Source organism: Marinobacter sp. EhC06, assembly GCF_001650915.1.
Lineage (GTDB): Bacteria > Pseudomonadota > Gammaproteobacteria > Pseudomonadales > Oleiphilaceae > Marinobacter.
On record NZ_LXYO01000023.1, the window covers coordinates 1,090,035 to 1,113,652 of the forward strand.

The 23,618-nt window shown below is 58.5% G+C and carries 26 protein-coding genes and 1 other RNA gene; 10 read left to right on the forward strand and 17 right to left on the reverse strand.

Annotated elements, in window-relative coordinates; all coding sequences use genetic code 11:
• Window positions 1–311 precede the first annotated feature (311 nt).
• Window positions 312–1,925 carry a diguanylate cyclase gene (locus A8B84_RS14810; RefSeq protein WP_064229889.1) on the reverse strand — a complete coding sequence of 538 codons (1,614 nt, stop codon included), beginning with the start codon at window positions 1,923–1,925 and terminating at the stop codon, window positions 312–314.
• 198 nt (window positions 1,926–2,123) lie between these two features.
• On the opposite strand from A8B84_RS14810, the gene A8B84_RS14815 reads away from it, so the two are divergent.
• On the forward strand, window positions 2,124–4,124 hold the full coding sequence (locus A8B84_RS14815) for an EAL domain-containing protein (protein WP_064229890.1): 2,001 nt from the start codon (window positions 2,124–2,126) through the stop codon (window positions 4,122–4,124).
• 7 nt (window positions 4,125–4,131) lie between these two features.
• Window positions 4,132–5,184 (forward strand): DUF2333 family protein, encoded by a 1,053-nt coding sequence (locus tag A8B84_RS14820; RefSeq protein ID WP_064229891.1) that lies wholly within the window; start codon window positions 4,132–4,134, stop codon window positions 5,182–5,184.
• Between the two features lie 82 nt (window positions 5,185–5,266).
• Here the strand turns inward: A8B84_RS14820 and ppa are convergent, their stop codons facing one another.
• From ppa to rpiA, 3 genes are all read right to left on the reverse strand, one after another.
• Window positions 5,267–5,794: an inorganic diphosphatase gene (gene ppa, locus A8B84_RS14825; RefSeq protein WP_064229892.1), complete on the reverse strand. Its 528-nt coding sequence runs from the start codon at window positions 5,792–5,794 to the stop codon at window positions 5,267–5,269.
• 469 nt (window positions 5,795–6,263) lie between these two features.
• A complete protein-coding gene (locus A8B84_RS14830; RefSeq protein WP_064229893.1) occupies window positions 6,264–7,403 on the reverse strand; it encodes an acyl-CoA dehydrogenase family protein in 1,140 nt (379 codons plus the stop codon).
• A gap of 147 nt (window positions 7,404–7,550) precedes the next feature.
• The gene (gene rpiA / locus A8B84_RS14835; RefSeq protein WP_064229894.1) at window positions 7,551–8,231 is read right to left on the reverse strand and encodes a ribose-5-phosphate isomerase RpiA; all 681 of its coding nucleotides are present in this window, start codon (window positions 8,229–8,231) and stop codon (window positions 7,551–7,553) included.
• A 150-nt stretch (window positions 8,232–8,381) separates the two neighbouring features.
• On the opposite strand from rpiA, the gene ilvA reads away from it, so the two are divergent.
• Window positions 8,382–9,917 carry a threonine ammonia-lyase, biosynthetic gene (gene ilvA, locus A8B84_RS14840; RefSeq protein ID WP_064229895.1) on the forward strand — a complete coding sequence of 512 codons (1,536 nt, stop codon included), beginning with the start codon at window positions 8,382–8,384 and terminating at the stop codon, window positions 9,915–9,917.
• Window positions 9,918–10,199: 282 nt separating this feature from the next.
• Window positions 10,200–10,361, forward strand: a complete 162-nt coding sequence (locus tag A8B84_RS21675) for a hypothetical protein (protein ID WP_008170953.1) — start codon at window positions 10,200–10,202, stop codon at window positions 10,359–10,361.
• On the opposite strand, the gene A8B84_RS14845 is transcribed toward A8B84_RS21675, so the two are convergent.
• The 6 genes from A8B84_RS14845 to A8B84_RS14870 form a co-directional block, all read right to left on the reverse strand.
• Window positions 10,343–10,978: a 5-formyltetrahydrofolate cyclo-ligase gene (locus tag A8B84_RS14845; protein WP_064229896.1), complete on the reverse strand. Its 636-nt coding sequence runs from the start codon at window positions 10,976–10,978 to the stop codon at window positions 10,343–10,345. The genes A8B84_RS21675 and A8B84_RS14845 overlap by 19 nt on opposite strands.
• A gap of 4 nt (window positions 10,979–10,982) precedes the next feature.
• Window positions 10,983–11,164: non-coding RNA, 6S RNA (gene ssrS / locus A8B84_RS14850), on the reverse strand.
• A 62-nt stretch (window positions 11,165–11,226) separates the two neighbouring features.
• Complete coding sequence (locus tag A8B84_RS14855) at window positions 11,227–11,523, reverse strand: cell division protein ZapA (protein WP_064229897.1); 297 nt, start codon at window positions 11,521–11,523, stop codon at window positions 11,227–11,229.
• Window positions 11,523–11,729, reverse strand: a complete 207-nt coding sequence (locus A8B84_RS14860) for a TIGR02449 family protein (protein ID WP_008170964.1) — start codon at window positions 11,727–11,729, stop codon at window positions 11,523–11,525. Before A8B84_RS14860 ends, A8B84_RS14855 begins: the two co-directional genes overlap by 1 nt.
• A gap of 103 nt (window positions 11,730–11,832) precedes the next feature.
• Complete coding sequence (locus A8B84_RS14865) at window positions 11,833–13,107, reverse strand: ABC transporter permease (protein ID WP_064229898.1); 1,275 nt, start codon at window positions 13,105–13,107, stop codon at window positions 11,833–11,835.
• Entirely contained in the window at window positions 13,104–13,820 is a 717-nt protein-coding gene (locus A8B84_RS14870) for an ABC transporter ATP-binding protein (RefSeq protein ID WP_064229899.1), read from the reverse strand. Before A8B84_RS14870 ends, A8B84_RS14865 begins: the two co-directional genes overlap by 4 nt.
• Before the next feature lie 67 nt (window positions 13,821–13,887).
• Here A8B84_RS14870 and A8B84_RS14875 point away from each other — a divergent pair, with 67 nt between their 5' ends.
• Window positions 13,888–14,409: a DUF3299 domain-containing protein gene (locus A8B84_RS14875; RefSeq protein WP_138103175.1), complete on the forward strand. Its 522-nt coding sequence runs from the start codon at window positions 13,888–13,890 to the stop codon at window positions 14,407–14,409.
• Between the two features lie 13 nt (window positions 14,410–14,422).
• Here A8B84_RS14875 and A8B84_RS14880 read toward each other — a convergent pair whose 3' ends face one another.
• Window positions 14,423–15,001, reverse strand: a complete 579-nt coding sequence (locus A8B84_RS14880) for a DUF2796 domain-containing protein (protein WP_064229900.1) — start codon at window positions 14,999–15,001, stop codon at window positions 14,423–14,425.
• A gap of 137 nt (window positions 15,002–15,138) precedes the next feature.
• On the opposite strand from A8B84_RS14880, the gene A8B84_RS14885 reads away from it, so the two are divergent.
• The 5 genes from A8B84_RS14885 to A8B84_RS14905 are packed head-to-tail and all read left to right on the forward strand — an operon-like array spanning window position 15,139 to window position 20,524.
• Complete coding sequence (locus A8B84_RS14885) at window positions 15,139–15,738, forward strand: UPF0149 family protein (protein ID WP_064229901.1); 600 nt, start codon at window positions 15,139–15,141, stop codon at window positions 15,736–15,738.
• A gap of 26 nt (window positions 15,739–15,764) precedes the next feature.
• The gene (pepP, locus tag A8B84_RS14890) at window positions 15,765–17,084 is read left to right on the forward strand and encodes a Xaa-Pro aminopeptidase (RefSeq protein WP_064229902.1); all 1,320 of its coding nucleotides are present in this window, start codon (window positions 15,765–15,767) and stop codon (window positions 17,082–17,084) included.
• 6 nt (window positions 17,085–17,090) lie between these two features.
• Window positions 17,091–18,374 carry a 2-octaprenyl-6-methoxyphenyl hydroxylase gene (gene ubiH / locus A8B84_RS14895; RefSeq protein ID WP_064229903.1) on the forward strand — a complete coding sequence of 428 codons (1,284 nt, stop codon included), beginning with the start codon at window positions 17,091–17,093 and terminating at the stop codon, window positions 18,372–18,374.
• Window positions 18,367–19,590 (forward strand): UbiH/UbiF/VisC/COQ6 family ubiquinone biosynthesis hydroxylase, encoded by a 1,224-nt coding sequence (locus tag A8B84_RS14900; RefSeq protein WP_064229904.1) that lies wholly within the window; start codon window positions 18,367–18,369, stop codon window positions 19,588–19,590. The genes ubiH and A8B84_RS14900 overlap by 8 nt, the downstream gene beginning before the upstream one ends.
• Before the next feature lie 19 nt (window positions 19,591–19,609).
• Window positions 19,610–20,524, forward strand: a complete 915-nt coding sequence (locus tag A8B84_RS14905; RefSeq protein WP_064229905.1) for a DUF808 domain-containing protein — start codon at window positions 19,610–19,612, stop codon at window positions 20,522–20,524.
• Between the two features lie 13 nt (window positions 20,525–20,537).
• On the opposite strand, the gene A8B84_RS14910 is transcribed toward A8B84_RS14905, so the two are convergent.
• The 6 genes from A8B84_RS14910 to hisI form a co-directional block, all read right to left on the reverse strand.
• Window positions 20,538–21,257 carry a 16S rRNA (uracil(1498)-N(3))-methyltransferase gene (locus A8B84_RS14910; protein WP_064229906.1) on the reverse strand — a complete coding sequence of 240 codons (720 nt, stop codon included), beginning with the start codon at window positions 21,255–21,257 and terminating at the stop codon, window positions 20,538–20,540.
• Window positions 21,254–22,039, reverse strand: coding sequence for a twin-arginine translocase subunit TatC (gene tatC / locus A8B84_RS14915; RefSeq protein WP_008170984.1), 786 nt, complete (start codon window positions 22,037–22,039; stop codon window positions 21,254–21,256). Before tatC ends, A8B84_RS14910 begins: the two co-directional genes overlap by 4 nt.
• Entirely contained in the window at window positions 22,036–22,509 is a 474-nt protein-coding gene (gene tatB, locus A8B84_RS14920) for a Sec-independent protein translocase protein TatB (protein WP_064229907.1), read from the reverse strand. Before tatB ends, tatC begins: the two co-directional genes overlap by 4 nt.
• Window positions 22,510–22,520: 11 nt before the next feature.
• Window positions 22,521–22,760, reverse strand: a complete 240-nt coding sequence (gene tatA / locus A8B84_RS14925; protein WP_064229908.1) for a Sec-independent protein translocase subunit TatA — start codon at window positions 22,758–22,760, stop codon at window positions 22,521–22,523.
• Between the two features lie 88 nt (window positions 22,761–22,848).
• Window positions 22,849–23,178, reverse strand: a complete 330-nt coding sequence (locus tag A8B84_RS14930; protein WP_014578404.1) for a phosphoribosyl-ATP diphosphatase — start codon at window positions 23,176–23,178, stop codon at window positions 22,849–22,851.
• Between the two features lie 12 nt (window positions 23,179–23,190).
• Entirely contained in the window at window positions 23,191–23,607 is a 417-nt protein-coding gene (gene hisI, locus A8B84_RS14935; protein ID WP_064229909.1) for a phosphoribosyl-AMP cyclohydrolase, read from the reverse strand.
• Window positions 23,608–23,618: the final 11 nt, after the last annotated feature.

The window sequence follows — 23,618 nt, forward strand, 5'->3', positions numbered from 1 at the left end:
CTGTCTGCCTTGGTGTCTTTTTACAGGATCGCCGAACTTAACGGCATGTTCCCCCAATGGTGCGTGCTTGTTTTGTTCAGATCAACACTTTTTGACAATCGTCCCTGTTGTCCATTGGTCGTAAAAAGACGGCAAATGAATCGAAAAGGGATCTTTCCGCTGATGACAATCATTGTCGTGAACGGCGGAACGAACTTCTATACGACGTTGGTTTCATAAAAGGTAGCAGCCGGGCAGTGACTGAGCCATGCCCGACCGAAAATTGTCGTGAGAGTTTTGCGCAGATGGATGCGGGCCGGGACGGCCCGGCATCAGGAATCCGCCAGAGTCACGCAGTTGCGGCCAAGTTCCTTGGAACTGTAGAGCGCCCGGTCCGCCCGTTCGCACAATGCCTGGGAGGTGTCGTCATTCCAGGCTGCGATGCCGCAACTGAAGGTGACGTTGAATTCCCGGTCGCCGGCCGGCTGTTGCAGCTCGGAGAAACGCTCCCGGATTTCGTTCAGTACGTTCCGGGCATCGCTCGGGCGAGTATTGGGCAGGATGATGGCAAATTCCTCTCCGCCGTATCGGCCAATGTGATCGGTCTTGCGCAGGCGCTGCTTGAGGAACATCGACAGGCTTCGTAATACACGGTCACCAATCGGGTGGCCAAAGGTGTCGTTCACCTTCTTGAAGTAGTCGATGTCGATCATTGCAAAGCACATCGGCTGGTCTTTCTGGCGAGCCCGCACAATCTCCTGGTCCAGCAGGTGTAGCGTATGGGTGTGATTGAACAGGCCAGTCAGGCTGTCACGGATCATCAGCGCCAGCAGGGAGCGGGCCCGGCGCCCACGGTTGTGGATAGTGGCTATCAGGTGTTTCGGGTCGATTGGTTTGGTCAGGAAGTCGTCGCCCCCGAGGCTCATGGCATGGAGCTGTTTGCTGACGTCTTCTTCGGCCGACAGGTAAATAATGGGCACGCTGTGGAAGCGATCCTGCTGGCGGATCACCCGGGCGATTTCCATGCCGGTGCAGCCGGGCATATACATATCCAGGATGATGATCTCCGGAGAGAACTCCTCCAGGGCGTGGATAATCTGCATCGGGTCGGTGATGATGTGGGCAGTCATGCCTGCCTTTTTCAACACCGTTTCCATGTACTTGGCCTGGGCCCGGGAGTCGTCCAGAACCAGAACCTTGTAGGGCTCCACGGTGTTGCCGTGGGTGTAGGTTTCGATCTTTTCGATCAGTTGGCCGGGGTCGACGGCAGGATAGAAGAACTCTTCCCCGCCACAACGTGAGGCCTGCAGTCGGGTTTCGATGGAGCCGTCCTCGTCGCTCATGAAGATAATGGGGATGGGCGTGTCGTGGCGTTCCTGCAGGTGCTCGATGGTGGTAATGCCGGCGTTGGCCGAACCGCCAAAATTGACGTCCACCAGGATGGTTTCGGGTTTATGGAGAGCGCAGGCTTCGGTGAGTTCATCGGCGTTGGCAAAGGCCGAGGCCCGGAAGCCGAAAAACTCCAGTTGCCGGATCAGGCGGCTTGCCATTTCCTGGTTGGCCAGAGCGATGTAGACCGGGGTGCGGCGGAACTGGTGGGGCGACTCGGAACTGTTGAGGTCGGTCCTGCGCAGGGTGCTCTGGGATAGAGTCTCGATGGCATCCTGCAGCTGTCGCTCAAGGGTGTCGTCCAGTGCCGAACCAGGTTCCCACTGTTTGATCAGTTCCAGCGTGGTCTGCCCGGCCCTGGCGTGGCTGTCCATTTCGAACCGCTGGGCGTAACGCACCAGCTTATCGGCGGCGGCAGCAAACTCGTTGCGGTGGGCAGCGGCCTTGTCCCGGTCTTCGTGAATTTTCTGCCAGGTGTCGAGAACAACCCGGGCCTGGGTTGTTACACGGCGTGCGAAATGCTGCCTGAGTTTTTCTTTCTGGCTTTCGTCGTTCATGTTGCTCGGGCCTGTCTCTTTTTCGTTATTGGTCGTCCTTCCCCGGTGCGGACGATTTTTCAACCTTAGTCCTTTTGCAGAGTCTATAGTGTTTAATGTTGTCGGCGTAGGTTGCGCTATGTAAATGTTTGTCAACTCTGCGGTGCAGGTCACAATCACCTGGCCGGCTGGCTCACAGCCAATCCGGAGAAGCTCCCCATGGCACGGAAGCAAATCCCCATAAAGCGCAAGCAGCAGGGCGTGGTAACCCTGCGAACGATGCTTCTGGTGTTGACTGGAAGTTTGCTCGTAACCCTGCTGGGGGCTGTTTTCATTACCAGCTACGGGTATTTCCGGGATTATGTCTCGGACCAGTTGGCCGGTCATGCCCGTGACGGGGCAACGGCCATAGGTTTGTCCCTTTCCAACGCCATTGACGGCCGTGACCCGGTTGCCTCGGCCTCACTGATTGACGCGGTGTTCGACAGTGGGCGATACCTCTCAGTCAGCTACCTGAATCATCAGGGCGACCAGATTGCAGGGCGCGCCATGACTCTCAGTGAGGTGGCTGTACCCTCCTGGTTCCGTTCTTTTGCGGATCTTCCCCTGCCGGTAGCCGAGGCAGAAGTGGTCCGCGGCTGGAGCCGCCTAGGCACTGTTCAGGTAATCAGCCACCCCGGTCGAGCGTACGAAGATCTGTGGCGAATCACCATCGGTCTGACTGCCAGTACGGCTGTCATCGGGGGTATCGGGCTATTTGCAGTTTTCCTCCTGCTTCGTCGCACCCTGCGCCCGCTGCACGCCCTTGAGGATCAGGCAAAGGCACTCGGCCAGAGGGATTTCAGGAAGCGGGTTTCCATCAAGTCGACCCGTGAAATCAACCAGGTGACCGACGCCATGAACCAGATGGCGGATGATTTGGGCCAGCTTTTCGAGGGGCAGGCCAAACTCATTCAGCACCTGCGGCGGGTCAATAACGAGGATTCGGTCACCGGGCTGGCCAGCCGGAGTGCCTTCGACCAGCGTCTGAAAGTGGAAGTGGAATCCGAGGAAAAGGCCGCGCCCGGGATTCTCATGCTGATTCAGCTGGCGGATTTTTCCGGTTATAACCAGGCTTATGGCCGGAGCGAAGCGGACCGGCTGCTGCTGCGGATAGCGACGGTGATTGCTGATTTCGTCATGCAGCATGCCGGGTCCTTTGCAGGGCGCAGGACCGGTGCCGAGTTTGCCGTTTTCCTTCCCGGCGTGATGCCGGCAGACGCCGGAGTCTGGTGTCGGCAACTGGTGAATGACCTCGACGGAGTGTATTCGGATCTTGCCTCACCCATGGATACTGCCGTACATGCCGGGATGGCCCGAACGCTGGAAGGCCGTGGTGCCCGCGATCTCATGGCGGCTGCGGATGAGGCGCTGCGGACCGCCCAGAGCGGCAACGGCGCGGGCTGTCACCTGGCCGATCCCGAGAAGGATGGCCATCACAATCTGGAAACCTGGCGGGTGATTATCAGCCAGGCGATCCGCCAGCAGACACTGTCGTTGTGGCTCCAGCCCATGGTCAACGAGGGCCGGCTCATGCCGGTTTACCATCAGGTTTTCTCCCGCATTGATTCCGCCGAAGGCGCTTTGAGGGCAGGCACCTTTGTGCCAATGGCCGAGCGCTTCGGGCTGATTTCCGATATTGATCGCCTGCTGGTTCAGCGGGTACTTGATCGTTTGAAGGATTTGCCGGACCAGCCACTGGCCGTCTCGCTCGGCAATGCGTCCGTCGCCAGCGAGACCTTCCGTACGGACTTGCTTGAGCAACTGCAGCAGTCCGGTTCACTGGCACGGAATCTCTGGATCGGTATCTCAGAACAGGCTATTCACCATCATCGGACGGCCGTGGGGCTTCTGGTCAGGTCGCTGGGCCGTCTTGGGGTACCGGTCCTGGTCGACCGCTTCGGCGTTGGAGGCGTGCCATTCAGTTACCTGAGAAATCTGAGGTTTCAGGGGCTGCGTATCGATAACAGTTTCATTCACGATATCGACACCCACGAAGATAACCGCTTCTATATCGAATCCGTGGTGGCAATCGCACACAGCCGTGGCGTGAAAGTGTTCGCCACAGGAGTGGAAACTGCCGCGGAATACTCGGTACTCTGTAAACTGGGTATCGACGGAGCCATGGGTTACCATCTTGGTCGGCCGTTTGCCGCTGACAACCAACAGACAGGGGATTAAAAGTCATATGCCAGGCAAAATCAGACAGTACTTCAAGGACAAAAAAGACGATGTTCAGGATTATGCTGGTGGTAGCGGTGTAATCGGTAAACTGATTCTGGCGTTGGTTGTGGTCTACCTGCTGGTGGCGTTGGTGCTTGGCATGATCTGGAGCAGCGAGCCGGACACCTTCTCGGTGCGCGAACACACCCGCTCGGTTGCCAATTCCATGGAGAGAGAGCCCATTACCGGGTTCGCCACAACCGTTACCATGATCAGAATTGCAGAAACCCTGCTGGACAAGCCCGGTGGCTACATCTCCAACGATATTTTCCCGCCGGGACTGTGGCTGGATAACATGCCCAACTGGGAATATGGCGTGCTGGTCCAGCTCCGTGACCTGTCTCGTGCCATGCGCAAAGACATCAGCCGGTCCCAGAGCCAATCCGCGGAAGATACAGATTTGACCATCGCAGAGCCCCAGTTCCACTTTGATAGTGAAAGCTGGGCAATTCCGTCTACCGAGGCTGAGTACCGTCGGGGCATCACCGCTCTCAAACGTTACCTTGATCGGCTGTCGAGCCCGGACCAGGCCGACGCCCAGTTCTTCGCCCGCGCCGATAACCTGAGCAACTGGCTGGCGGATCTGGAGACTCGCCTCGGAAGTCTGTCCCGTACTCTTGGTGAGAGCGTTGGCAAGGCCTCGGTATCAGACTCGGTGATCACCATGAACTCCGGTGATCCTCTTGCTGAGGAAGCGACCGGAGAAGATGTGAAAACGCCCTGGACCAAAATTGACGACGTGTTTTACGAGGCTCGCGGAAGTGCCTGGGCGCTTCTGCACATTTTCCGGGCAATTGAAGTGGATTTCCGGAAAGTGCTCCAGGACAAGAATGCCATGGCCAGTGTCCGGCAGGTAATCATCGAGCTGGAGGGTGCCCAGGGTGAAATGTGGAGCCCGGTCATTTTGAATGGCAGTGGCTTTGGCGTGCTGGCCAACCACTCGCTTACGATGGCTGCATACCTTTCCCGGGCCAATTCTGCGATCAGTGATATGCGGGATCTGCTGTCCAGGGGCTGATGCCAGCCAGGGTTTATCCAGAAACAAAAAACCGGGCGCGAAGCCCGGTTTTTTTATGCCATCAAACCAAGAAGAGCCCGGCTCAGCCTTTGTAGGCGTTCACGGAATCCACGATGGCTTTCTTAGCGGCAGCGGCGTTGTCCCAGCCTTGCACCTTCACCCACTTGCCTGGCTCAAGGGTCTTGTAGTTCTCGAAGAAATGCTTGATCTGGTCGCGCAGCAGCTCGGGCAGATCGTCGATTTCCTTGACATCGTGGTAGGTGGTGGTCAGCTTGTCATGGGGAACTGCAACCAGCTTGGCGTCGCCACCGGCTTCGTCTTCCATGTTCAGCACACCCACCGGGCGGCATCGAATCACGGAACCGGCCTGGATCGGGTAGGGGGTTACAACCAGCACGTCCAGGGGGTCACCGTCGTCGGCCAGGGTGTGCGGGATGAAACCATAGTTGGCCGGGTAGAACATGGGGGTCGCCATGAAACGGTCTACCAGCAGGGCGCCCATGTCTTTGTCCAGTTCGTACTTCACCGGGGAACTGTTGGCCGGGATTTCGATGGCAACGTAGATGTCTTCAGGCGGGTTCTTGCCTGCGGGGATGTTGTCGAATTGCATGTGCGATCCTTCCTGGTACGTTAAAGGTACGTTTGACTGCGGTTAAAAAGTGGGCGCAATTATACGGGAGTATCCTGCAGTTCGAAACTAAACCTTGGTCGTTGAGTTGGGTGCAAGCGGCTATCTGGCAGGGCTTTCCGAAAAACGCCCGTGAATACGTCCATGTAGGGCTCGGTCGCGCCATCCCTGGCGCTCCACGTTTTCGGAAAGCCCTGCCAGATACCCGCCCGGAACTCTCGATAATGCCGACCGTAAACGAAAAAGTTTTGCGGTTAGCGATGGGAGGATCGCACAAATGTTGCGAGGGCCGTGTCAGTAGCTTTTCCAAAACTGTAGAGGGCCAAGGATGGCCCGAAACAAGCGCACAGGGATGTGCTTGTAGCGTGTTTTGGAAAAGCTACTGACATGGCCCCCCACCAAAACCCGGCAGGCTGGGTCAGGACAAGAGTGCTAATGCGGAACCCAAGGCTCAAAGCTTGATCTGCTTGGCAATGAGCTCTTTCATGATTTCGGTGGTGCCGCCGCCAATAGAGAGAATCTTGGCGTCCCGATAGAGGCGCTCGACCACGGTTTCCCGCATGTACCCCATGCCACCGAACAGCTGCACCGCTTCCCGGGTGACTTTTTCGCAGACATCCACCGAGAAGTTCTTGGCCATGGCCACTTCCTTGATGGGGTTCTTGCCGGCCTGCATCAGGGCGGCACAGCGGTAGGTGTATTCCCGGGCCACGTCGATCTGGGTGGCCATATCCACCAGCTTGTGGCGGGTCACCTGGAAGCCGGCAATGTTGCGGCCGAACGCCTTGCGTTGTTGGGTGTATTCCAGGGCAGCCTCGTAGGCGAGTTGAGCGGTCATGTAGGCCATGATGGCCAGGCTGAGACGCTCGAACAGGAAGTTGCTCATGATGGCGATGAAGCCGGCGTTTTCGGCGCCGATCAGTCGGTCTGCCGGAACACGGCAATCCTCGAAAAACAGCTCGGCGGTGTCGCTGGCCCACCAGCCCATTTTTCGCAGTTTCTTGCCGGTGGAGAAACCGGGCATGTCCCGGTCGATCAGCAACAGGCTGATGCCGCCGTGGCCCTCGCCACCGGTGCGCACGGCTACAGTATAGTGGTCAGCGCGCATGCCGCTGGTGATGAACGTCTTGCTGCCGTTGACGATGTAATGGTCGCCGTCCCGGACTGCCCGGGTTTTCAGGTTGGCGACGTCGGAACCACCGCCGGGTTCGGTGACCGCGAGGGCGGCGATCTTTTCGCCCCGCAGAACCGGTGGCACGATCTGTTCCCGGATTTCCTTCTTTGCCCATTTGGCGACTGGTGGCAGTCCGATATCCAGGGAACCGAGGCCTGCCACCAGGCCGCCGGAGGTGGAGCGCATCAGTTCCTCGGAGACAGCCACTTTCAGAAAGATGTCCCCCTCTCCGATGCCGCCCAATGCTTCGGGAAAACCAATGCCCAACAAACCTGCATCCCCGGCCTTCTTGTATAGATCCCGGGGAAATTCACCCGCTTCTTCCCAGTCGTCGATGTGCGGCAGTACGTGAGTTTCGATGAATTTGCGGGCGGTCGCGCGGACCTGCTGGTGGGTTTCGTTGAAATAATCGGACACGGTGACGCTCCCTCTGATCGCAATCAATGCAGAGCAGTGTCGCCCAAATATCGATACCAAGCAAGCGCTTGGTTGTCGGTGCGCCAGGCAATAAAAAAGCTGGCCCGAAAGGCCAGCTTCGACAGTCAAGGAGCGACAGGGAGGCCGTCAGGCGCCTTCGCTCGAGATGCTCTTTACGCCGTCTTTGGTTCCCAATAGCAAAAGATCCGCGCGGCGGCGGGCGAACAGGCCATTGGTGACCACCCCCACGATGTTGTTGAGCTGCTCTTCCACCCGGATCGGTTGGGAAATATCCATGTTGTGGACATCGATAATGATGTTGCCGTTATCGGTGACAACGCCTTCGCGGTAAACCGGGTCGCCCCCCAGTTTCACAATCTCCCGGCCAACATGGCTCCGGGCCATGGGGATGACTTCCACGGGCAGGGGGAAGTTGCCCAGGATGCCGACCATCTTGGAATCATCGGCAATGCAGATGAAGGTTTTGGCCACCGCAGCCACGATCTTTTCCCGGGTCAGTGCAGCGCCGCCACCCTTGATCAGTTCCAGGCGTTCATTGGCCTCATCGGCGCCATCCACGTAGAACTCGAGCTCACCGGCGCTGTTGAGGTCGTACACCGGAATGCCGTGGCTTTTCAGGCGCTCGGCGGTGGCTTCGGAGCTGGCCACCGCGCCATCAAAGTCGGTCTTCAGGTCGGCGAGCATGTCGATGAAAAAGTTGGCCGTGCTTCCGGTGCCAACGCCAATAATGCTGTCGCTATCAAGGCGGGGCGCGATGTAGTCGATGGCGGCTTTGGCGACGGCTTTTTTCAGTTCGTCCTGGTTCATTGGAAGCTCCGGATGCAAATCAGGTTGGGTTTCTCTGCATTATAGCGCTTTAGCGAGCTCTGCTTATAGACGGCTGCCGTGCAAACTTCCTACACTGTTGGTTTTTTCAGCCGACCATCGACCGTAAACCAACCAGAAGCCGGAACAGTTATGCCGCAACGCTACATCAAGAAGATACTCGATGCGCGCGTCTATGACGTGGCCATCGAAACACCCCTGACTGAAGCCCGTAGTCTGTCCAAGCGCTTTGGCAACAATATTCTGCTCAAGCGTGAAGATCTTCAGCCGGTGTTTTCCTTCAAGATTCGTGGCGCATACAACCGGATTGCCCAGCTTTCCGAAGAACAGAAAGCCAAGGGCGTGATCTGTGCCTCCGCCGGGAATCATGCTCAGGGTGTGGCGCTGGCAGCCAAGAACCTGGGTATCAAGGCGGTGATCGTGATGCCCCAGACCACGCCCGAGATCAAGGTACGCTCGGTCCGTGATCATGGTGCCAAAGTGGTTCTGAAAGGAGACGCTTTCGATGAAGCCGCAGCCCATGCCCAAGAGCTGATCCAGAAGCACGGCTATACCTACATCCCGCCCTACGATGACCCGGATGTCATTGCCGGGCAGGGAACTGTGGCCATGGAGATCATGTGGCAGTTCAGCAAGCCGATCCACGCGATCTTTATCTGTGTTGGCGGCGGCGGGCTGATTGCTGGCATGGCCGCCTACATCAAGTACCTGCGCCCGGAAATCAAGGTGATCGGTGTCGAGCCCGAGGACTCCAACTGCCTGCAGGCTGCCATGAAGGCGGGCAAACGGGTGGTACTGGACGAGGTAGGCATCTTTGCCGACGGCGTGGCGGTCAAGCAGATCGGCAAGTATCCCTGGGAAATCTGCAAGGATCACGTGGACGAGGTGATCACCGTGTCCACTGACGAAATCTGCGCTGCCATCAAGGATGTTTTCGAGGACACCCGCTCCATCGCCGAGCCGGCCGGTGCCCTGGGCGTGGCAGGCATCAAGAAATACATCGAGCGGGAAAAGGTTGAGGGTGAAAATCTGATTGCCACCCTGAGCGGTGCCAACATGAACTTCGACCGCCTGCGCTACATTTCCGAGCGCACGGAAGTGGGCGAGAAGCGCGAGGCGATCCTGGCGGTGACCATCCCGGAGAAACCGGGTGCCTTCAAGACCTTTATCAATGCGCTGCACAAACGCAGCATCACCGAGTTCAACTACCGCTACGCCGATGCCACCAATGCCACGATTTTTGTGGGTATCCAGATTGCGGCAGGAGGTCACGGCCGCGAGGACTTGGTTCAGGAGTTGCGGGAGAGCGGCTACTCGGTGGTCGACCTGACCGACAGCGACCTGGCCAAACAGCACATCCGCCACATGGTGGGTGGTCACGCGCCTACCATCACCAACGAGAAGGTCTTCCAGTTTGAGTTCCCGGAGCGCCCGGGGGCGCTGCTGAAGTTCTTGATGTCCCTGGGTACCCGCTGGAACATCTCCATGTTCCACTACCGCAACCATGGTGCGGCCTACAGCCGCGTTCTGCTGGGGGCTCAGGTGGAAGATGACGAGGTTCAGGATTTCGAGAAAATGCTGGATAAGGTCGGCTTCCGCTATGAAAACATGACGGATAATGAAGCCTATCAGCTGTTTCTTGGGCAGGGTAACGCCCGGTCCTCCTAGCTCGTGAGTTCAGTGCGGGAACCGGTTGGGGACACCCTTTCTGAAACACGCTCCTGGCGGCACATCCATGTGTTGCTTGGGCTCCGCCATCCCTGGCTCCGCACAGTTTCAGAAAGGGTGTCCCCAACCGTTTCGTAAGCTCCGAGAAAGCTTACTGAATTTTAATCTGTCAAAAATTGTAAAAATGAGGATAGGTGTTAATCTTTCCTCTGATTCTTGAAGTGAAGAATAGCTCACTGATTTACCGACAATTTCGAAACTGCATTTTGAGGAACTGAAGCCATGGGCGGCAAGCCTGACATCATCAAAGCCATTGTGCTGATTTTTGCCATCGGCCTTGTGATTACTGGTTTCACATCCATCCACGCCTCGGAAGACAAAGACGCACGAGCGGCCAACCTGGTTGGTTCCGTTCAGGTCATGAATCAGCCGCTGAATCGGTAACGTCGCCTATCGGTTACCACGCTGTGCAGGGGCACATCCCAGGGCTCTATCGGTAGCTTCTTGACCTTCTGGAAATCATGGGCCAGGCCAATCAGTTTCGGGGCCAGTCTTGGCCGTATCCGGCTGAAAGCAAAGGTCCTGTCGTAGAACCCGCCTCCCATTCCCAGTCTTCCGCCCTGTTCGTCAAAACCCACTAACGGAAACAGTACCGCATCCAGTGCCCAGGCCGGGCGCCGCAGGCCTCTGCTGAACGCTGGCTCGGGGATGCCAAACCGGTTGGCGGTGAGTTCTACGCCGTCGTAGTAGGGGCTGAAAACCAATCTGCCTTCATGAATTGGATGCAGTACCGGCAGATAGAAGCGGATGCCCTTGCGACGTGCGATGTCGAGATAGACATGGGGGTCAATTTCACCGTCGTTGGGCAGATAGATGGCAATGTGCCGCGCTCGGTGCAGGTCCGGATTCTTGAGCAGGTTCAGGGCGAGGTACTCGGCAGCCTGTTGTTGTTGCTCAAAATTCAGTTCGCGCCGATGTTGCCGCAGGCGTTTGCGAAGTTCACTGCGTGAGAGGGTATCCGGATGGGACTGGAACGGTTGAGGCTCGATAAACTGGCTCAAAATAAAGCTTCCCGGGCTGCCGTTATCGGATGTTGCCCTTGAACCCAAAGTTCAAGGTCGGTGGCCGCTGTGACATATTAGGCTTTCCCCTGTCGGGGACGTGCTCACAATGCCCTGAAGTAGCCACCTGGGTAATGCGCATCGGCTCGAGGACGTATCCGACTATCCCGAACAGCCCAGGAAGTTAAGTCCATTATACGGGCAGTGTCGGGGCCGATTGCAACACCTGTCTCAGAATCTCTGCGGAATTATCGGCCGGAGCCATCGCCCAGGGCACCGTCCAGTTTGTTGTCCATGGCACGCAGCAGAGTGCTGGTGGCATCTGACATGGTGTCGCGCTCGAGCAGTTCGTGAGTGATGTTCAGGGCCGCCATAACGGCAATGCGTTCTGTGCCGAAAACCTTGCCGCTGGCGCGGATTTCGCGCATTTTGCTGTCCAGGTGACGGGCAGCCCGCAGCAACGCTTCCTGCTCTTCTTCGGGACAGGCGACCAGATATTCCTTGTCGAGGATTTTTACCTCAACCGTGGTGGATTGCTGTGCCATCAGTGATGCTCCAGTGCCCGAAGGCGGCTGATCATGGCTTCGATCTTGTGCTTCGCGTGATCGTTTTTCTGCACTAGCTGGGCCCGTTCCCGGTTCCAGTCGTCCTGCAGTTCCCGCAATGTGGCGTTGTCCCGCTCAAGTTTCTGACAGCGTTCAATCAGCCTGTCCAGCTTGTCCGCTAATGCCTGTACTTCGGACTGTTCCATGACGTGCCCAGCAGTGGTTTGAGGTAATTGCAACTAACTATAAGTGTGGACGCTAAGTCGGTCAATTTACAGGCTTGTCATTGCGTTCCCTGCGTGATGCGCATCACTGATCGGCGGCCTCGCCAAATCCCAGTCGGCGGCTCTGGCGCCAGGTGCCGAAAGCCGGTATCAAAGCCACCATAAAGGCGGCGACAGGAACTGCGGCCAGTAGCGCCCACTCGGTTGCAGTCAGGGGGCGAAGCGCGATCTGCAGGCCATAGTTGGCCAATAGCCAGGGACTGGCCAGTGAGAGGCCGGCCATGCCAATGACCAGCGCCAGCACACAGGCCGCCAGGGCAAGGGCGACACACTCAATGATATACAGTGAGGCGATCAGTGCCGGAGAGGCACCGGTTGCCCGCAGTACGGCAATTTCATGGGCCCGCTGGGCCTGCAGGGTCAGAAGAACGGCAATCAGCCCTATAAGACTGGTAATCACAACAAAACCGGTAATGCCCAGCAGCGCCCTCTCAAACTGGCCCATCAGTCGCCAGAGTTCGCTCAGGGCAACTCCCGGAAGGATGGCTGATAGCGGTTCACCGGAAAACTGGTTGATTTCCCGCTGTATCCGGAAAGTCAGCACCTGTCTTTCGATGCCGACAAACGCGGCGGTAATGGCATCGGGTGTGAAATTACGGTCTTCCGCCTGTTCCCGGGTGAGCGTTCGGCCCGGAATCGCGACCCCGGATTCCCAGCCCACGTGCATGGCCTCCATGCCATCCAGACCAATGTACACCGCCTGGTCCACTGGCGTTCCGGTGGGCGCCAGTATGCCGGTAACGGTAAACGGCGTGTCTTCATGGTTGGAAAAGCTGGTTCGCCCACCGCCATGGGACAGAACAATTTCTTCGCCCACTTGATGCGCCAGCGACCGTGCCACGCCAGCGCCCAACACAACATCAAAGACCCCTTCAAACCACTGGCCTTCAGCCAGTTCAAGTGGCAGGTCGCGACCGTAACGGAAGTGCTGCAAAAAGTTCTCGTCGGTGGCGACGACACGATTGCCCCGGTAGCTGTCTCCCAGGGAAATCGGAATCAGCCACTCGAGGCGGGTATCCTCTTTCAGGCTCTGGTAGGTCGACCAGCGAACGTTGTTGGTGGCATCGCCAATGTGAAACACGGTGTACAGCAGCAGGTTCAGCTGGCCACTGCGGGCACCGACGATCAGATCGGTACCGCTGATGGTACTGGTGAAGGACTGTTTGACCTCGGTGCGAAGATACTGGATGCCCAGCAACAGGGAGACGCTCAGGGTGAGCGTCAGGCAGACCAGGGCCAGTACCTTTTTCCGGTACCACAGGCTGGCCATTGCAAGCGTCAAAGCAAGGCGTGCTTTCATGTCCGGTCACCCCGCAGTTCCAGCTGATTACCAAAATGGCGGGCCAGGGACTGGTCGTGACTGACAAACAGCACCGAGGTGTTATGCCGGTGGGCAAGATTCAGGAGGAGTTCCAGAAACCGGTCCCGGTTGTCAGCATCCAGTGCCGATGTGGGCTCGTCCGCGAGAATCAGGCCCGGGGCGCCAATCAGTGCCCTGCCAGCGGCGATCCGCTGTTGCTGGCCAATACTCAGCCTGGTGACTTTCCGCTGCCAGTGATCTTCGGGAATCGACAGGGCGGCAAGTAATCTTTCAGCTTCGTCTGCGACTGTAGGTTCGGTTCGCTTTTTGCGCAGTTCAGACAGCCCGCAGGGCAGGGTGACGTTGGCTCGGGTGCTCAGGTAAGGCACCAGATTGAACTGCTGGAAGATAACCCCCATGTGGTCGGCCCGGAACTGGTCCCGGACGCCGGCGCCCAATTGGTGGATGTCGGTATCCAGTATCCGTACAGAGCCAGTGTCCGGGCGAAGCATGCCTGCCAGAAGGCTGAGCAGTGTGCTTTTGCCGCTGCCGCTGGGGCCGTGCAGGAACAGATGGTCACCACGTTTCAGAGCGATATCCGGAAAACGGAGGGGCGCCTGTACCGGGTCCCAGGAAAAACCAAGCCCGCTGACTTCGATGGCGGTTTCCGTGCTCCGGGAACTGTTGCTGGTTGAGTCTGTCTTGCTGGTCATGTTGGTTGCTGTCTGCCCGGTGTATGATGGCGGTTTGCGAATTTCACTATCAGGAGTATGTGGTCCAATGATGTTTGCCCCGGCGCGTTTGCGCTTTGCGCTGCCCTCTCTCGCCGCGCTTGCACTGGTGCTCTTGATCCCGACGACAGGTCGGGCAGAAACCCGGGAGATTGACTGGCTTGAACTGATGCCGGCCGAGGATCTGGCGCTGCTGGAGAATATGCCAGAGATTGAGCATGAGGGCGATGGCCCGCCGCTGTTGCCGGACGAGATCATGACCGGTCGGGTTGTGCCGGAGATGGGCGATGTGGAAGGGCGCATCCCCGGCTTCGTGGTGCCCCTGAAGACGACCGAGGATATGCGCATACTGGAGTTTTTCCTGGTGCCCTACTACGGCGCCTGTATTCATGTGCCGCCACCGCCCCCGAATCAGATCATTCACGTCAAGTACAAGGAAGGTTTCACGCTTGAGGCCCTGTACGATCCGGTCTGGATCGAAGGCAAGCTGGTGATCGACCGTACCGAGAACGACATTGGCACCTCTTCGTACTCTATGGTCGCAACCGAGGTTGAGCCCTACGAGGAATAGCTGGCGAGCCCCATTATTGGGTGCCTGGCCTGAAGCTGGTCTCGCCGCGCTCCAGGCGGCCTGAACCCTGGCCCCCTGACCAGACCCACTCGACATTCAGGTGTTCAATCTCGGGAAAGCGCGCTGTGAGAGGTGTAGAGAGTTCCTCGGAAGCATCCAGCCCGGAGCAGTTCAGGGTCTGGGTAACTTCGAAATCCGAGTGGGTGGAGCTTTTCTCGTCCTCATGCTTGTCCTCATGGTCATGGGCGTGACCATGTTCGTGTTCGTGATCCTCACCGCCCGCCTGATGGTGCACCACCGCATTCATGACTTCGCAGCCAGCCTCGGCGGTATCCACCAGGGGGGTCTCACCGAGCCAGTTGGTGGTTTCCGTGACCAGCGCTTTCTGTTTCTCGGTCCGGGCACGGTGTTCGAAACCCAGCAGGTTGTAGGCTGGTGATGTGAAAATCAGATCAATCTGGTTGCCATCGATGGCAAGTTGCAGTTCGGCGTGACCGTGCTGGTGAGCGCCGGGGTTGTCGCTGGCGAACGTGGAGCCGGTAGTCAGAATGGTCGCGGCCAGGATGGCGCTGGTTACCTTTGAAGAAGTCATGGCAATGTCTCGCGGTCTCTAGTGTTACGTTATAACATATTGTTCTCTCCCCGGATAAAAATCAACAGGCAGTGCCTTGGCATCGCCTGAATGCTAAAGTAGACCTTTAATTCACCAACACAGGATCCGCCTGTTTCATGTCAGAAACCGACACTTCCGGTGCTGCCCGCGCAGCAGAATTTGAGCGCTGGGCCAACGTTTTTACTGCTCACAAGGCATTCAGCCACCCATCCGAATTGCACGGCGCGCTCTGTGGTCGCCTGGCGGCCGGATCCCGTATTGAAGAGCCGGAGTGGCTGGCAATGGTGTGTGAGCAGATGGGACTGGCTGAAGATGCGGCCGAGGAGTCTGACGATCTCGCTCCTTTTATGAACAAGGCCTATGAGCAGACCCTGGAGCTCTTGAAATCGGCCGACATGAGTTTCCACCCTTTATTGCCTGATGATGACTACGCCATCGAGCAGCGGCTGGAGGCCCTGGTTTCCTGGGTTCGCGGATTTCTCGAGGGTATGGCATTGTCGGCCGGCGAGTCCCTTGGCCAGGCGCCAGACGAGATCCGGGAGCTGATCGAGGATATGGTGGCTATCAGTCAGTTGTCCGAAGAGGAAGAAGCGGACGACGAGAGCGAGCAGCAGTTGCTGGAGATTACCGAATACATCCGGCTGGGGGCGCTCGCCGTGTTTACCGAATTCAATGCCCCCGAACCGCCGAAGTCTGATTCGCCGACCCTGCACTGAGCCGGGTCCTGATTGCAGGAGAGACTATGAACTCCATGATTCCCGTAAAGGAGTTTGCCGAGCGCCGTCGCAAGCTGATGGAGCGTATGGCGCCAGACAGCATCGCGATCATTCCGGCCGCCCCGGAGCGTGTCCGTAATCGGGATGTGTTGCACCCGTTTCGCCAGGACAGTGATTTTCATTACCTGTCCGGTTTTGGTGAGCCGGAGGCTGTGCTGGCCCTGATTCCGGGGCGTGAGCACGGAGAATCGGTTCTGTTCTGCAAGGAGCGTAATCCGCAGAAGGAACTCTGGGACGGTTTCCTGGTTGGCCCGGAAGGCGCCATCGAACGGTATGGCCTGGACGATGCGTTTCCGATTGCAGACATCGACGACATCCTCCCGGGCATGATTGAAGGTCGCAGCCGGGTCTACTATCCCTTGGGCAAGGACGATCATTTTGACGCCCGGGTCATGGACTGGGTGAAGATGATTCGCAGCAAGGTTCGCAGTGGCGCCCATCCGCCCGGCGAATTCGTGGCCCTGGAGCACCTGCTTCATGACCTGCGGCTGTACAAGAGCGCCAATGAGATCAAGATCATGGCCAAAGCCGGCCAGATCAGCGCCGAAGCCCATTGTCGGGCCATGAAGCGGGCCCGCAAGGGGGGCTTCGAGTACAACCTTGAGGCGGAACTGATCCACACCTTTATGGAGCATGGCGCCCGCTCAACGGCTTACCCGTCGATTGTGGGTGGGGGCGCTAATGGCTGCATCCTGCATTACATCGAGAACAGTGCACCGCTGAAAGACGGCGATCTGGTACTGATCGATGCCGGCTGTGAATACCAGTGCTACGCCTCTGACATTACCCGCACCTTCCCGGTCAGCGGAAAGTTCAGCAATGAGCAGCGGGCCCTGTATGAGGTGGTGCTGGCAGCCCAGTACCAGGCCATTGAGGCGGTGTCGCCGGAAAATCACTGGAACCGACCCCACGAGGCGGCGCTGGAAGTGCTGACCCAGGGCCTGATTGATCTGGGGCTGTTGTCTGGCACCCTGGAGGACGCCATTGCCAGCGAAGCCTACAAACCCTTCTTCATGCACCGCACCGGCCATTGGCTGGGGCTGGATGTGCACGATGTGGGCGATTACAAGATCGGTGATGCCTGGCGCCAGCTGGAACCCGGAATGGCCCTGACGGTTGAGCCGGGGCTGTACATTGCGCCGGATAATACCGACGTAGATGAGAAGTGGCGTGGCATCGGCATTCGCATCGAAGACGACGTGGTGGTGACCAAAGACGGCTGCCGTGTGCTGACCGAAGCGGTACCGAAAACCATTGCCGAAATCGAAGCCCTGATGGCGGACTGACACCCTGTGACCAAGCCTGATACCGATCTGATCATTGCCGGTGGTGGCCTTGCCGGAGCAACCCTGGCGTTGGCGCTGGCGCGGATGGTGCCGTCGCTTCGGGTGACCGTGGTCGAAGCGTTTCCGCTCTCACCCGATGCCCTGCCGGAGAGCTACCAGCCCAGCTACGACGCCCGCTCCACCGCGCTGGCCTGGGGCTCCCGGTTAATCTTCGAAGAGCTGGGGCTCTGGCACCGGCTCGCCGAGCATGCCACGCCCATTGAACATATTCATGTTTCTGATCGGGGGCGTTTCGGCGCCACCCGGCTGCATGCCGCCGAGCATGGCCAGGAAGCGCTTGGTTATGTGGCGGACAATCGCTGGATGGGGCTGTGCCTGATGCGTGAGCTTCTGGAGACCAACGTCCAGTGGCGGGCGCCGGCAGAAGTGACAGATATGACGCCTATCCCCGGCGGCGTCCGGGTCCGGCTGTCGGAAGATGGCGAGGATGCCCCGGAACTGACGGCTCGCTGTCTGGTGGTCGCAGATGGCGGTCGCTCAGGATTGCGCGAGAAACTTGGTTTCAGGCCTGATCGTCACAACTATGGCCAGAACGCCCTGATCGCCAATGTCTCTACCAGTGACAGCCACGGATTCACTGCCTTTGAGCGGTTCACCGATGCCGGTCCCATGGCTCTCTTGCCCCATGGTTCTCCCACGCGTGCCGGGCACCAGTCGGCACTGGTCTGGACGTTATCCGATGAGGTCTTGCAGGAGGTTCTGGAGCTGCCAGACGACGAGAAATGTCGCTGGCTTCAGGACCGGTTTGGCTGGCGTCTGGGCCGGTTTACCCGCATCGGTGCCTGTCATCATTATCCGCTGACCCTGACCACCGTGGACGAGCCGGTGCGCCCCGGGGTTGCGCTGGTGGGCAATGCCGCCCATGCCCTGCATCCGGTAGCAGGCCAGGGGTTCAATCTGGCCCTGAGAGGGCTGATGACACTGGTTGAGCAGTTCCGGCTGGCGGAAGAGCAGGGCCGATCCATCGGCGATCTTGAGGTGCTCAAGCGCTACCAGGCCCTGCATCGTCAGGATTGGCAGCAGACGGTGCGCTTCTCCGATTCTCTTGTTCGCCTGTTCGGGCAGTCCATGCTGCCGGTAACTGCCGCCCGCGATGCCGGACTGGTGGGCCTTGACCTGCTGCCGGGTGCGAAACGCTGGTTTGCGCGCAAGGCCATGGGCCTGGGTGGTCGCCGGGCGGTGATTGACCGGCCCGGAAACCTGAACCGGGAGGCACCAGGTCATGAGTGAAGTGAAAACCTTCGATATTCTTGTGGCCGGCGGTGGCATGATCGGCTCCGCCCTGGCTCTCGGGCTCTCGCGCCAGGGCTGGCAGGTGGCACTGGTGGAGGGTTCTGATCACGAAACCCTGGTTCAGGCACCGGACCCTGCCACCACCGTTGCAAATTTCGAGCCGCGGGTCAGTGCCATTTCGGTCGCCAGCCAGCAGTTGCTGGAGCAGCTCGGAGTCTGGTCCGAGGTTACCGCGGGCCGACACTGTCCTTATCAGACTATGACAGTCTGGGATGGTGACGGCACGGGGCGCATACAGTTCGAGGCATCCGAGCTTCAGGCGCGCGCCCTTGGAACGATTGTTGAAAACCGCAGCATCGTGCGGGCGCTGTTCACGGCGTTGGAACAAAGCCCCGTTGAGCTCATCGAGGGCGCGAGGATTATTTGCTGCAAGCGATTTTCTGAAAGTTACACGGTTGAGCTGGAGGATGGCCGAGCCTTATCTGCCGGATTGGTGGTGGGCTGTGACGGTGCTAACTCCCGTCTGCGTCAGTGGGTAGGCCTGCCAACCCGAGAGTGGGACTACGATCAACTGGCTATCGTGTGCACGGTGCGAACCGCCCAGAGCCATCGTTTTACCGCCTGGCAACGGTTTTCAACGACCGGTCCGCTGGCGTTCCTGCCCTTGTTGACCGAGTCTGGCAGTGAGCATTTCTGTTCCATTGTCTGGTCCCAGGATACCGGGGAAGCCCGGCGCCTGATGTCTCTGGGCGACAGTGAGTTTGCCGCCGAACTTGAGCGCGCCATCGAGCGCGAGCTTGGCACGGTTGAAGCCGTTTCCAACCGGTTCGCCTTTCCGCTTCGCCAGCGCCACGCCAAAGACTACATTGCGCCCGGTTTTGCCCTGGTAGGCGATGCAGCTCATACCATCCATCCGCTGGCAGGGCAGGGCGCCAATCTGGGCTACGGCGATGTGCGCGCGCTGCTGGATGAGCTCTCTCGGGCAAGGAAAACCGGCCTGAGTCCAGCGAATAGACTGGTTCTGGCGCGCTACCAGCGCCGCCGAAAAGGCGAAAATCTGACCATGATGGCCGCCATGGAGGGTTTCAAGCAGTTGTTTGGCCGTGATGAGCTGCCGGTTCGCTGGCTGCGCAACACCGGCCTGCGCTGGCTCAACCAGCTGGGGCCGGTCAAAAATCGCATTGCTGCCGAGGCCATGGGTCTTAACGGCTGAACAGAAAAGGAATTTTACAATGGCAGGAAGCAGTCTTCTGGTTCTGATCGATGACATCGCCACCGTGCTGGACGATGTCGCCCTGATGACCAAAACCGCCACCAAGAAAACTGCGGGTGTTCTGGGTGACGATCTTGCACTCAACGCCCAGCAGGTGACTGGCGTGAAACCTGCGCGGGAGTTACCGGTTGTCTGGGCCGTCGCCCGTGGTTCGATGATCAACAAGGCCATTCTGGTGCCGGCGGCTGTTGCGATCAGTTTTTTTCTGCCCTGGCTGGTCACGCCGTTGCTGATGCTCGGCGGTGCCTTCCTGTGTTTTGAGGGGTTCGAGAAACTGGTGCACAAGTTTTTGCATCGGGAGGAAGATCAGAAGCGCAAAGGGGAGCTGCATGAGGCCCTGAAGAATCCGGAAGTCGATCTGCGGGCAATCGAGAAGGACAAGATCAAGGGTGCGATCCGTACCGATTTCATCCTCTCTGCGGAGATTATCGCCATTACCCTTGGAACGGTAACGACCCAGACCATCGGCATGCAGTTTATGGTGCTGGCCGTGGTCGCTATCATGGTCACAGTTGTTGTTTATGGCCTGGTGGCGGGGATCGTAAAACTGGACGATGGCGGCCTCTACCTCAGTCAGCAAGACAATCCAGTGCTCCAGAAACTGGGCTCAGGCATTCTGTGGCTGGCTCCCTATCTGATGAAAACGCTCTCCATTCTTGGCACTCTGGCGATGTTTCTGGTGGGTGGTGGCATTCTCACCCACGGCTTTACTCCGGTTTACGACGCCATTCATCACTTTGCGGAAGGTTTTAGTGGTGTGGTTGGGATGCTTGTGCCAACGATAGCCAATGGCCTGTTCGGTGTGGCAGCTGGCGCGTTACTGGTCGCCATTATTACGCCACTAACGCGATGGTGGCAGGCGAGGAGCGCCTGAGAAGACCGGGGCTCTAGAGACAGGCGTCGAACAGCCGGCTGACCAGGACCGGTACTGCGGTTTCCACCCGAAGAATGCGGGGACCGAGGTGGACACTCTGGCAACCGGCTTCTTCAAGTTTGCCCACTTCGTAAGCCGTAAAGCCACCCTCCGGCCCAACGCAGAGTACCGTCGGCTGGTTCAGGTGAACGGGGCAGGGGGTGTTTGTGCCGGGGTGCGCTACCAGGGCCTGCTTGTTTGCCAATAGTGCCGGCAACTCGTCTTCCACAAAGGGTTTGAACAGCTTGCGGATCTGGACCCGTGGCATCAGGGTGTCTTTGGCCTGCTCCAGTCCGAGGGTGAGGTTCTCCCGGAGCTGCTCCTCTGAAAGCCACGGCGTCTGCCAGAAGCTCTTCTCCACCTTGTAGCTGTTGATCAACCAGAGGTCTTTCACACCTAGTGCAGCGCAGGTTTGCAGGATACGGCGGAACATCTTCGGCCGGGGCATGGCCAGCACCAGGGTGAGCGGAAGTGGTGAAGGGGGAGACTGGTCCAGCGTGACCTTGAGTTCCGCCTCGGTATCGGTAAGCCGGACGACCTCGCCGACTCCCATTTGGCCACCCGCCCGGCCCACCGGCACCGTATCGCCGGCAGTTACCTTGATGACAGACTGCAGGTGAGCCAGACGCCGGCCACGCAGGACGGCCCGGTCAGGCGCTACGAAATCTTCGTCAAACAGTAACGCCAGATTCATTCGCCGGCGGGCTCATCGCTGTCCGGGTCTGCGACTTCCCGTTTCGCCAGTCGCCCGAACAGGATGCCGATCTCGAACAGGATCCACATGGGTACTGCCAGCAGGGTCTGGGAAATGATGTCAGGCGGCGTTAGCAGCATGCCGATGATAAAGCAGCCCACCACCACGTAGGGGCGCTTGGCTGCCAGATCCGCCGGTGTGGTGGCCCCGGTAAGGATGAGCAATACGGTGGCAATCGGAATCTCAAATGCGACACCGAAGGCAAAGAACATCTTGAGCACGAAATTGAGGTAGCTGGTGATGTCCGGTAATTCGACGATGCCTTCCGGTCCTATCGCGGTAAAGAAGCCGAACACCAGAGGGAAAACCACGTAATAGGCGAATGCCGCACCTGCATAGAACAGGATTACCGAGGTAAAGAGCAGTGGAAAGGCCAGCCGCTTTTCATGGGCGTACAGTCCCGGGGCGATGAAACTCCAGAGCTGGTAGAGAATGATCGGGATGGCTGCGAACACGGCCAGCACCAGGGCCAACTTCAGTGGTGCGAAGAAGGGCGAAGTAACATCCGTTGCGATCATGGTCTGGCCAACGGGCAACAGGGAACGGATAGGTTCAGACAGCCACAGGTACAGCTCGTTGGCAAACGGATAAATGGCAGCGAAGCAGACCAGCACCGCAAGAACCATTTTCAGAAGGCGATTGCGCAATTCGAGCAGGTGCTCGATCAGTGGCATTTCCTGCTGTTCCGGAGGCAGCTGGTTGCCATCGGGTTTTGCATTCATGAACGGTTATCCGGCGGACTTTGCGGGGTTTCGCTTTTGGGTTGTTCCTTCCCGGCAGCGCCTGTATCCGGCGTCTGCGAGGCATCACTGGTATCAGCCTGATCCTGTGGCGGAGCCTCGGAGGCCTTTGCCTGGCCAGACACACGTCGTGTCGCCGGTGCTGGTCTTGGCTTCTGGGTCTCGTTCTCGGGCAGGATCATGTGCTCGTACTTTTTAGCCTCGTCCAGGGCGCCGCGCACGGTTTTCTGAACATCGTCCAGGCCAACATCCCCCGCCTTGCGAAGCTCCTCACGGAGCTCATCGGCTTTGAGCTGCCGGTCCAGTTCCGAGGTGAACTGGCTGACCATGCGTCGGGCACCACCCACCCAGCGGCCCGCAGCACGGGCAGCCGTGGGCAGACGCTCGGGGCCGAGTACCAACAGCGCGATGACGCCGCAGATCAGCAGCTCAAGAAAGCCGATATCGAACATTCAGCCTGGTCTCAGCTGTGGGACTTGTCCCGGGGCTTGTCTTCGGCCGCAGCCTGTTTTTGCGGCTGCTCCTCTTCCTTGCCTTCCAGGGAGTCCTGGTTCTCGGTCTTGGAGTCCTCATCGCTCATGGACTTCTTGAAGCCGCGAATGGCGCCACCGAGGTCGCTGCCGATGTTGCGGAGTTTCTTGGTTCCGAACAACAGAATGACAATGCCGAGTACGATAAGTAATTGCCAGATGCTGATACCCATTACGGGGTCCTCGTTTTAATGTTTCTGTTCAATGACATTGTACGTTACCAGAACCGTTACGCGGAAACCCCTTCAGAGGTATTACCGCTCACTTGTTCCTCGACGCTTTTTCTTCCAGGCCTGACAGGTCGAACCGGCTGGCCAGTTCGTCCAGGATGTCCTTCGGGCCAAGGCCCAGTCTCGACAGCATGACCATGCTGTGGAACCAGAGGTCGGCGGTTTCATAGACCACGTCCCGGGTTTCCCCGGAATGCTCTGCGTCCTTGGCTGCCAGCAGGGTTTCCGTGCACTCTTCCCCCACTTTTTCCAGGATCTTGTTCAGGCCCTTGGCGTGGAGGCTGGCTACATAGGATGTTTCCGGGTCTGCCTCTTTCCTGGCCTCCAGAACCCTCGCCAGGTTTTCCAGTACATCGCTCACAGTCCTTGCTCCTCAGTTGCTGCCGTAAATAGTGCCGGGGTCCTTGATCACCGGGTCAACGCTGACCCACTGACCGTCTTTCAGGGTCCGGTAGAAGCAGCTGCGTCTGCCAGTATGGCAGGCGATGCCGCCTTTTTGTTCTACTTTCAGCAGGATGACGTCCTCGTCGCAGTCCAGTCGAATGTCCCGGATGACCTGTTGGTGCCCCGAGGTTTCCCCTTTGCGCCAGAGCTTGCCCCGGGAGCGCGACCAGTATACGGCGTGCCCTTCTTCGGCGGTCAGCCTGAGCGACTCGCGGTTCATCCAGGCCATCATCAGGATATCGCCGGTGTCGGCGTCCTGGGCGATGGCCGGAACCAGACCCTCCTCTGTCCAGCGAATGGCATCCAGCCAGTCAGGGGTCTCGACGTTATCCGAGCTATTTTGCATTTTTGTGAATC

Coding starts and splice junctions, on each gene's coding strand:
- A8B84_RS14810 (WP_064229889.1), bottom strand. CDS start 1,925: ATGAACGACGAAAGCCAGAAAGAAAAACTCAGGCAGCATTTCGCACGC.
- A8B84_RS14815 (WP_064229890.1), top strand. CDS start 2,124: ATGGCACGGAAGCAAATCCCCATAAAGCGCAAGCAGCAGGGCGTGGTA.
- A8B84_RS14820 (WP_064229891.1), top strand. CDS start 4,132: ATGCCAGGCAAAATCAGACAGTACTTCAAGGACAAAAAAGACGATGTT.
- ppa (WP_064229892.1), bottom strand. CDS start 5,794: ATGCAATTCGACAACATCCCCGCAGGCAAGAACCCGCCTGAAGACATC.
- rpiA (WP_064229894.1), bottom strand. CDS start 8,231: ATGAACCAGGACGAACTGAAAAAAGCCGTCGCCAAAGCCGCCATCGAC.
- ilvA (WP_064229895.1), top strand. CDS start 8,382: ATGCCGCAACGCTACATCAAGAAGATACTCGATGCGCGCGTCTATGAC.
- A8B84_RS21675 (WP_008170953.1), top strand. CDS start 10,200: ATGGGCGGCAAGCCTGACATCATCAAAGCCATTGTGCTGATTTTTGCC.
- A8B84_RS14855 (WP_064229897.1), bottom strand. CDS start 11,523: ATGGCACAGCAATCCACCACGGTTGAGGTAAAAATCCTCGACAAGGAA.
- A8B84_RS14860 (WP_008170964.1), bottom strand. CDS start 11,729: ATGGAACAGTCCGAAGTACAGGCATTAGCGGACAAGCTGGACAGGCTG.
- A8B84_RS14865 (WP_064229898.1), bottom strand. CDS start 13,107: ATGAAAGCACGCCTTGCTTTGACGCTTGCAATGGCCAGCCTGTGGTAC.
- A8B84_RS14870 (WP_064229899.1), bottom strand. CDS start 13,820: ATGACCAGCAAGACAGACTCAACCAGCAACAGTTCCCGGAGCACGGAA.
- A8B84_RS14875 (WP_138103175.1), top strand. CDS start 13,888: ATGATGTTTGCCCCGGCGCGTTTGCGCTTTGCGCTGCCCTCTCTCGCC.
- A8B84_RS14880 (WP_064229900.1), bottom strand. CDS start 15,001: ATGACTTCTTCAAAGGTAACCAGCGCCATCCTGGCCGCGACCATTCTG.
- A8B84_RS14885 (WP_064229901.1), top strand. CDS start 15,139: ATGTCAGAAACCGACACTTCCGGTGCTGCCCGCGCAGCAGAATTTGAG.
- pepP (WP_064229902.1), top strand. CDS start 15,765: ATGAACTCCATGATTCCCGTAAAGGAGTTTGCCGAGCGCCGTCGCAAG.
- A8B84_RS14900 (WP_064229904.1), top strand. CDS start 18,367: ATGAGTGAAGTGAAAACCTTCGATATTCTTGTGGCCGGCGGTGGCATG.
- A8B84_RS14905 (WP_064229905.1), top strand. CDS start 19,610: ATGGCAGGAAGCAGTCTTCTGGTTCTGATCGATGACATCGCCACCGTG.
- A8B84_RS14910 (WP_064229906.1), bottom strand. CDS start 21,257: ATGAATCTGGCGTTACTGTTTGACGAAGATTTCGTAGCGCCTGACCGG.
- tatC (WP_008170984.1), bottom strand. CDS start 22,039: ATGAATGCAAAACCCGATGGCAACCAGCTGCCTCCGGAACAGCAGGAA.
- tatB (WP_064229907.1), bottom strand. CDS start 22,509: ATGTTCGATATCGGCTTTCTTGAGCTGCTGATCTGCGGCGTCATCGCG.
- tatA (WP_064229908.1), bottom strand. CDS start 22,760: ATGGGTATCAGCATCTGGCAATTACTTATCGTACTCGGCATTGTCATT.
- hisI (WP_064229909.1), bottom strand. CDS start 23,607: ATGCAAAATAGCTCGGATAACGTCGAGACCCCTGACTGGCTGGATGCC.